The following is a 10,376-nucleotide window of genomic DNA, read 5'->3' as shown; positions in this document are numbered from 1 at the left end:
GATAAGAAGAAGAGGATAGGACAAGAGATTGTTCGGACACTCCCCTAACGCCGCCAAGCAAGCAGAGGAGTGTCACAACACGTTATCGGGGGATAACATGCAATTGAAAATAAGATCAGTATTAGTATTAAGTATATTGTTGTTGGTATCACTAACTGGTGTTGCAGCAGCGGATGAACAGAAGATAAATATCACGTACATTTCATTTGCATCACATGCGTCTCTGGAAGAGGCCAGTACTAACGGTTCTATTGCAGATGATATATCATTCACATTCATACAGGGCTACGGTCCATCAGGTCCAAGTGACGAATTGATGGAAGCAGCAGAGAACGGTTTCCTTGAAACACAGGATATCATATTCTGTTATATGCTATATTCAGGGGTCTATGATCCCATATCAGAATATCTTTACAGTGCACATAACAATAACGTATCTTTAATAGACCTTACATCTGCAGGAGTTCCTGAATTCTTTGATTATTCATCCAATGGAAAACAGGATGATCCGATCTGTTATTACTACAGTAATATGGGAGTTGATACGGATATCAGCAAAAGATATGGTGAGAACCTGCTGATGTATCTTTCAAGACAATACAGCGACCGTCCTGAGATCACAGACCAGTGGCCTGTTATCAAAATAACATATACAGGCTGGGGAATATATTCCACCACCCTTGAAAGGGCAAGCTGGACAAACCCATACAGCCAGAACATGGAATTCGCTTTTATCCCGGCATACAATTACAGCACTTATTCCGCATACTGTGATGAGATCATAGATGCAGGAGAGAACGGTACTCTTAGACAACAGGATGCCATCTTCTGTGAAATGATGAACGGGGATATTTACAACGATACAGACCAATGGCTCCTTGAAGCCCACAATAATAACACAACACTGATCGACATATATTCCAAAGAGTCAGTGGTTCCGGAATATTTTGACCATAAATTCAGTGGTTCTGAGAATATAACCCTGATTAATTCATATAAGAACATAGAATCAGAGTTCGCCACAGACCCAAGGAATGCAGAGAATTTCCTTATATGTATTGCAAAGGAATACACTAACAGGTCAGAGGCAACTGATAACTGGAACTATGTAGATATCACTCAGACATTACCGGATGTGGGACTTTACCATCCGGACTATGAGGACGGTTATTTCGAATCTACGGAGCAATATCTCAACTGGTATCAACAATATAACTATGGAGAACATCGTGTCTACAACCCTTCCCGCCCTACTATCGGTATGTGGTTCCATAGAGAGGATATCCAGTCCGGTCAGACCCAGGTAATAGATGCATTGATAAAGGACCTTGAATCCAAGGACTGCAATGTGATTGCCGGATTCGATACGTTCGATGACATCATGAAGTATTATTCTGATGAAGAAGGACAGCCACTTGTCCAATGTGTCATCTCACTTAAAAGCTTCAGACTCAACTACTGGGATAATGAAAAAGGCCTGGAAGAGCTCGAAGCTCTGGATGTACCAGTACTTAGAGGAATAGTCGTAGAAGAGACTGGCACCGTTGACCCGGCCGATGCAAACCGTGGCATTCCAAATTCACAGGTTGTCCGTAAGACAATTGGTCCTAATGTCGATGGTATCTTCGAATTCATTGTGATTGGAAAGAGTGTCACTGATCCAGAAACAGATGCTACGGTATACCAGGCAATGGACACACAGGTGGACTGGATAGCTAACAGGTCCATAAACTGGGCTGAGCTGAAACTCAACGAGAACAAGGACAAGAAAGTTGCTATCATCTACTACAACTATCCGTCAGGCAAGGATAATATCGGAGCCAGCTATCTCAATGTGATCGAGAGCACAAGGCTTCTGCTTGAGAAGATGAACAACAGCGACTTCAATGTCACCGGTGTTCCTGAGAATGATAGCCTTCTTCTGGAAATGATACAGGAACAGGGTATCAATGCAGGTTCATGGGCCCCTGGTGTCATGAACGAAATGGTAGAGAACAGGACCGAATGGGGACTCCAGCTCATACCAATGGAGACATACCATGAATGGTTCGAGACAGAGATACCTGAAAACCTCAAAGAACAGGTCATCACAGAATGGGGAGAGCCATGGGCAGAGGAACTTCCACAGAACAAGAGCCTCATGATATGGGAGAACGATACCGGGGAAAAATTCATTGTCATTCCTACAGTGCAGTTCGGGGATGTATGGATAATGCCACAGCCTGCAAGGGGATTCCTGCAGAACGATGACGCTCTTTATCATAGCAGCCTTGTACCACCACCACACCAGTACATAGCCTTCTATCTATGGCTCAACGATGAATGGGATGCAGATGCCATCATCCACCTTGGTACACATGGCACCCATGAATGGCTACCAGGACAGGCTTACGGACTTAACCGTTCAGAAGAATGGGCACCGGTACTTCTACAGGACCTGCCTAACATCTATCCTTACATCGTAGCTAATGTAGGAGAAGGACTAACCGCTGAATATCGTGGAAATGCACTGATCATCGACCATCTGACACCAACACTGGGCAAAGGTGGCATCTACGGTGAACTTGGAAATGTGTCAAGGTACATACAGCAGTATTACGGACCGGAACTTGATGAAAGGACAAAGAAAGCATACCAGGACCAGATCATAAGATCAATGACAGAAGCCCATCTTGATAGCGACCTTGATGTCGATACAGAAACCCTCTATGCCATGGATGAGACGAACTTCAGCCTGTTCGTAAAGAACGTGTTGCACGAGTACATAGAGGATATCTCCAGTGAGAACATACCATTCGGCCTGCACACCCTGGGTGAGGTACCTTCAACCAACATGACCGACCCTGACAGTGATGAACTGTCAATGATGGTCCGGTCCATGATGGGAAGTTACTTCGATGATAATGTCACTGGTGCATACTATCCTGAAGATGAGTATCCACTGGGTATACCTCTGAACGATACAAAGGTTCAACTTCTGGTCTGGGAAGTCATCACCAATGGAACCTCGATAGCAGATGCCCAGATGGCGGTCTATAATGAGACGAATGCATCCGTAGCACTCGATCTTGAGTTTGGCCTGTCATGCAGGCAGAACCTTCTTGATTCATCCATTGAGATGGACCGTATCATCTATGCATTGAGTGCAGGTTTCATTCCTGCCGGACCGGGAACCGATCCGATAATGAACCCCAATGCAGTGCCTACTGGAAGGAACTTCTATGGTGTCAATCCTGAACTGTATCCATCTGCAGCAACCTGGGAAATAGGCAAGACACTGGCACAGGACATGATAGACCAGTACTACATCAAATATGGTGAATATCCAAGCAAGGTTGCATTCTCAAGGTTCGGTGTCGAGTTCATAAGGGACCACGGTACTCTTGAAGCCGAGGCATTGTACCTGCTTGGTGTACAGCCTGTCTGGGACAGGAACGGTAAGGTCACAGGTGTTGAACTGATACCCGAGGACGAACTCCTTCCAAACTATAATTCGGATATGCCAGGAAGACCACGTATCGATATCGTGTATGCTACTGCAGGTATGCGTGACGCTTTCCCGAACAAGCTCAAGATGCTTGATGAAGCCGTAAGACTTGCTAACACTGCAGAACAGGGAGAGTATCCAAACTATGTCAATGAGAGCACTCAGGCTATCTATCAGGCACTATACGAGAATTTACTTGAGAGCATGAATGAGACTGAAGCCCATGAACTTGCCACAACATTATCCACTATGCGCTGCTTTGCAGTAATGGATGGAACCTATGAGATCGCTGTAGGTAATGCAGTAAGTGCCAGTGGTACATGGGAAAACGAATCCGAGATCGCTGAACTCTACATTGACAAGATGGGATATGCATACGGCACGGACCTCTGGGGATATGACGCCTCAGAACTGCTCAGAGAGAACCTGAGAGATGTCGATGCGGCTATTCACTCTGATAATTCCAACCTCTATGACACACTGGATAACGATGATTTCTACCAGTACTTCGGAGGACTCAGCCTTGCCATAGAGCATATCAGTGGAAAAGCTCCTGAACTCTTCGTATCTTCCGGAAAGGACCCGACCAACTTTGAAGTGGTACCTTTCAAGGAATACTTCATGGAGAATATACGTTCACGTTACCTGAATCCTACCTGGATCGATGGAATGATGAGAGAAGGATACGCCGGAGCTGGAATGTTCAGCAGTGCATTTGAATACCTATGGGGTTGGGATGTTACTACAGACGTGGTTAGTGACAATCTCTGGGAAGAGTTCTACCAGACATATGTGAATAATCCGAAAATGAAAGATTATTGGAATCAGTATCCAGATGCGTATCAATCAGTACTGGGCAGGATGATAGAAGCCATTAGAATGGAATATTGGGATGCACCTGATGCAATCCTAGAAAATCTTGTAAATGAACTATTAGATAGTGTTATCGAAAATGGACCATCGTGCTGTCACCATGTATGTGGCAATCCACTAATGGATGAGTTTATCCAGAGTGCGATTGATTCCGGAAGAATTGATGTCTCACAAGAAAAGATGGATGCTTACAAGAAAATCATGGATGACCTCAGAAATCCATCTCCCTTGTCTTCAAAGTCTACATCCACACAGAGCACAGCAAGTCCAACCAAAAGCCAGAGTTCAAGCAGTACCGGTACTGAACTAAATGTTGTGGAAAACAGTGGAGGGAACCAAACATACACTGATGCTGGTGCCGGAGAGAACATGGAAATGGAAGCTTCCATGAGATCACCTACTGAAAGCAATTATGTCGAAGGCTATGAGATGACAAAGGATTCAATACCTGAAGAATCTAAAAGCAGCAGTTACTCAGTAACAGGTTCTGACATACTAGCTTCTGTGTTGGTGCTTGGTTTACTTGGAATCATTGCCGCAGGATTCAGAAAAAGGATGTTCTGAACTATAATGGCACTTCTGAAAGTGCCATTTCTTTTTTATTTAAGTAACTGTGACTGCCTTTTATATTTCAGACTGATTTATATTATTTTTTAGATAGTCGTTTGTTTTTATATACCAGTTTGAATGAATATATTTAGCGCACAGGTATTTCTATTCAAAAAGTGGTACGAAAAAGGTTGGGACATGAATCTAAAAACAATTGTAGTCATATCGATCATTACTATATTGCTTTCTCCTATGGCATCTTCTGCAAGTGATAATAATGTGATATTCCTGAAAGCAGGTAACATTGATACAGATGATATCATCGAACAAAGTGCATCTGAGCAGAATACGATGCAAACATCCTCAACATCTGAAATTCAGGATAGTTCGAAGAAATATTACATCGTGCAATTCAATGGACCGGTTACACAGGAATGGATATCTGCAGTTGAAGATGCCGGAGCAGATACCTTTGACTATGTCCCTGATAATGCTTTTGTGCTCAGGATGAACGGAACTGAGAAGACACTGGTAGAAACACTCGAGTTCGTGCGCTGGACAGGTGAGTTCCTTCCTGAATATAAGTACACTGATGACGTGGTAACAACCTCAGCTCTGGAGATCTCATCCGAATCCGAAGACATCTCGGACATTATCGTACTGATATTCGATGAAAAAGAATCTGAGAATATTGCTTCAGAGATCATTGACATTGGCGGAACAATAAGTGTAAGGTCCGGCAGGATGCTCAGAGCACAGACCCCAACCACAACAATTGATCCAATTACTGCGATCAACGGTGTCTGCTGGATAGAACACTACAAACAACCAACCATCTCCAATGATGTTGCATCGGAGATTGTCAATGTCAACACAGTGCACAATACGTTGGGACTGAATGGTAGCGGGCAGATCATTGCTGTTTGTGATACTGGACTGGATACGGGGAATAAGGATACATTACATCTGGATATAAGAGGGCGGGTCAATAGCCTTATTGATCTTGTAGAAGATGGATCAGAGGACCAGAATGGGCATGGAACACATGTCACAGGGTCGGTACTTGGAAATGGTGTAATGTCAGGTGGGCAGTATTCTGGAATAGCACCCGAAGCATCATTAGTGTTTCAGGCTGCAGGAAATGATAGTGGCTCGCTTGTAGGGATACCTGGTGACATATCCTTACTTTTCCAGCAAGCGTACGAAGAAGATGCCAGGATACATACAAACAGTTGGGGATGGGAATACGATGATGAATATTACGAATACTATGGTACGTATGATGCCTATACATATTCCTTAGATTGGTTCACATGGAATCACCCTGATATGTTGATCCTGTTTGCAGCTGGCAATGAAGGAAGAGATCTTGATAAGGACGGAGTTGTCGATGAAGACTCAATTACCTCACCAGCAACAGCAAAGAACTGTATAGCAGTTGGTTCTTCTGAGAATTATAGACCGGAATTCACAGCAGTAACTTATGGAGGACTGTACTTCCAGGAACTTCCACTCAAAGGCGACTATAAAGCAGATAATACAAGCGGGATTGCCGCTACCAGCAGTCGAGGGCCTACAGAGGACGGTAGGATCAAACCGGATATTGTTGCACCTGGCACCTATATATACTCTACACAATCCAGTTTAACAGGATACGAAGACTATACCTACATGAGCGGTACGAGTATGGCAACGCCCATTGTTGCTGGTTCCGCAGCCATAGTCAGAGAATACTACACCGATATTGAAAATGTTGCAAACCCGAGTGCTGCATTACTTAAAGCAACTCTTCTGAATGGCGCTTTTGATATGACACCTGGCCAGTTCGGAACTGGCAGTACACAGGAGATTGTGGGCAGACCTGATTATTCACAGGGTTGGGGGCGTCTTGATGTTGAGAACTCCATCCTTGCTACGTATCCAGAAGTAATAGCCTACTATGATGATATCTCCCTGGACACAGATGATTCCTGGAATTATACATACGATTATGTTGAAAGTGGAAATCCAGCAAGGGCCACTCTCGTGTGGACTGATTATCCGGGTCCGACTTTTTCAAGTAAATCACTTGTCAACGACCTTGATCTGACACTTGAAGATGAATCGGGTATATATTATGGAAACGATGGTCCTGATCATATAAACAATGTTGAAGGGATAGACCTTGACGCGACAGTAGAAGGTAACTATACCATTACTGTAGATGGATATAACGTACCTAACGAAAAACAGCCTTTTGCACTTGTATTCTCATTCACCTGTGACAACAATGAGTTCCCTGCAAATGGTTCATATGCATCTAACAGCACAACTGGAATATCAACCGATGTTGTCCATCCCGGAGGAGTTGATCAAAGTTCTATAGAAATGACAATCGATGGAAATCCTGTTACATTTACCTCTGCTGTCATAACTGATGGATACAGAATCAAGCACGATACATCTGTTGCATATCAGGCAGAAGAACATACCGTGTCAATCACTGCTACAACGAACAGTGGACAGCAGTTCTCTTATGAATGGGAATTCAATGTTGGTCCTGAGATCACAAGCTTTGGACTAACTAGCCCTGTGACAAATGGTATAATAGATAATTCTGCAGGAACAATAGAACTGACTGTGCCATATGGAACTGGTGTCTCATACCTTGAGCCAACTATTACCCACAATGCACAATCAATATCACCAGCAAGCGGAGTTGCAAAGGACTTCACAAACCCTGTAACCTATACTGTGACAGCAGAGGATGGATCAAGTAAGCAATACACTGTAACGGTGAATGAAGCTCCAAACACAGAAAAGGATATAACAAGCTTCAAGTTCACAAGTCCTGATGCAACGGGAATGATTGATCAGACAGCAAGGACCATAACAATAACAGTACCACATGGAACTGATAGGACAGCACTTACTCCAACAATAGTTCATACGGGACAATCAATAACACCATCCAACGGAGTGGAAAAGGATTTCACGGACCCTGTAGAATATGAAGTGACAGCAGAGGATGGGTCAACAAAGAAGTACACAGTAACAGTGACAGAAGCTCCGAACACGGAAAAGGAGATTACAAGCTTCAAGTTCACAAGTCCTGATGCTACTGGAACAATTGATCAGACAGCAAGGACCATTGAGCTGACAGTACCACATGGAACTGATAGGACAGCACTTACTCCAACAATAGTTCATACGGGACAATCAATAACACCATCCAACGGAGTGGAAAAGGATTTCACGGACCCTGTAGAATATGAAGTGACAGCAGAGGATGGGTCAACAAAGAAGTACACAGTAACAGTGACAGAAGCTCCGAACACGGAAAAGGAGATTACAAGCTTCAAGTTCACAAGTCCTGATGCTACTGGAACAATTGACCAGACAGCAAGGACCATTGAGCTGACAGTACCACATGGAACTGATAGGACAGCACTTACTCCAACAATTGTTCATACGGGACAATCAATAACACCATCTGGCGGAGTGGAAAAGAATTTCACGAACCCTGTAGAATATGAAGTGACAGCAGAAGATGGAACTACAAAACAGTACACTGTGACGGTCAATATTGCTCCGAACACGGAAAAAGAGATTACAAGCTTCAAGTTCACAAGTCCTGATGCAACGGGAACGATAGATCAGACAGCAAGGACCATTGAGCTGACAGTACCATATGGAACGGATAGGACAGCACTTACTCCAACAATAGTTCATACGGGACAATCAATAACACCATCCAGCGGAGTGGAAAAGGATTTCACGGACCCTGTAGGATATGAAGTGACAGCAGAGGATGGGTCAACAAAGAAGTACACAGTAACAGTGATAGAAGCTCCGAACACGGAAAAGGAGATTACAAGCTTCAAGTTCACAAGTCCTGATGCTATTGGAACAATTGATCAGACAGCAAGGACCATTGAGCTGACAGTACCATATGGAACGGATAGGACAGCTCTTACTCCAACAATAGTCCATACAGGACAATCAATATCACCTGAAAGTGGAACTGAAAAGGACTTCACAAACCCTGTTGAATATGAAGTGACAGCAGAGGATGGATCGAAAAAGCAATACACAGTAACGGTGAATGAAGCTCCGAACACGGAAAAGGAGATTACAAGCTTCAAGTTCACAAACCCTGTTGCTACCGGACAGATAAACGAATCCGAGAAGAACATTGAAATTACGGTACCAAATGGAACGGTCGTTACGGCACTTATTCCAACGATAGTCCATACAGGACAATCAATATCACCAGAAAATGAAACAGTGGAGGACTTTACGAGTCCGGTCATATATACGGTAACTGCCGAGGATGGGACGGCACAACCATACACAGTAACAGTTTACATTGCATCGAGTACTGCTAAGGAAATAACAAGCTTCAAGTTTGAGGAACCTGCCGTTGAAGGAACTATCAACAAAACAGCAAGGACAATTGAGCTGACAGTACCATATGGAACTAATGTTACAGCATTGGTGCCAATAATTGAATGTACAGGACATAAACTGTCCCCTGATACAGGAATAGTGCAGAATTTCACAGAACCTGTGGTATATAATGTAACTGCAGGAGACGGGTCAAATCAGGAATATGTAGTAACAGTTAACATTGCTGAAGACACCAGCACACCAGCCACTACATCCCCCTCTTCCGGCGGAGGTGGCGGTGGAGGAGGAGGTGGCGGTGGCACCTCAGGTGAAGAGTTCGAGAACATCGAAGTAAAGGATGTCAGCTCGGTCTTTGTAGGAACAGGTAATGTGAAGTTCGAGTTCTACAGGAATGGCAATGATATCCAGTATGTAAGTTACGAATCACTTAAGAATTCAGGAACTATCTCCGTAACCATTGAAGTATTGAAAGATAGGTCAGCATTCGTCAACTCACTGCCTGTGGGAGATATCTACAAGAACATAAATATCTGGGTCGGAAAGGTTGGATATGCAACTGAAGACAATATCGATGACCCTGTCATTGGATTCAGAGTCTCTCGAAGCTGGATCGAGGACAATGATATTGAGGAAGATAGCATTGTGCTTTACAGATATGATGGCGGATGGGGACGACTTCCGACCACACAGACAGGTTCGGATGATGAGTACCTGTACTTCGAATCAAGCACACCGGGATTCTCACCTTTTGTAATCACCGGTGAAGCCAATGTGAGACTTGCCTCGGTTCCGGATGAAGAAGAATCTGATGATACACCTGATCTTAACATCAGTAGTTCAACTGAAGCTGAGAATCAGGAAGAAAAGAGCATAGGAGCACTCTCTGCCCTGATAAGCGGTTTGATAATATCTTTTGTCTGCTTCCTCATGAGGAAGCATTAGATTCTTTTTTACCAGAAGATACAATACGGGTGCAATAGAGACATCCATATTTTTATGCCACAGAAGATATAAATATATTTGTGATAATATAGTGTCATTTGCAATATAACCTACGGATGACAGTCCATGCGTAATA

General features: G+C 43.7%; 2 protein-coding genes. Both read left to right on the top strand.

Annotated features, from left to right (window positions below):
- Nucleotides 1-142: 142 nt before the first annotated feature.
- On the top strand, nt 143-4,924 hold the full coding sequence (locus V7O63_RS06425) for a cobaltochelatase subunit CobN (RefSeq protein WP_340820679.1): 4,782 nt from the start codon (nt 143-145) through the stop codon (nt 4,922-4,924).
- Nucleotides 4,925-5,107: 183 nt separating this feature from the next.
- Entirely contained in the window at nt 5,108-10,240 is a 5,133-nt protein-coding gene (locus V7O63_RS06420; RefSeq protein ID WP_340820678.1) for a PGF-pre-PGF domain-containing protein, read from the top strand.
- The last annotated feature ends 136 nt before the right edge of the window (nt 10,241-10,376 follow it).

It is taken from the genome of Methanolobus sp. WCC4, assembly GCF_038022665.1.
Taxonomy (GTDB): domain Archaea; phylum Halobacteriota; class Methanosarcinia; order Methanosarcinales; family Methanosarcinaceae; genus Methanolobus.
Note: the sequence above shows the minus strand (reverse complement) of the source record. Positions and strands in the feature narration are given on the sequence as shown.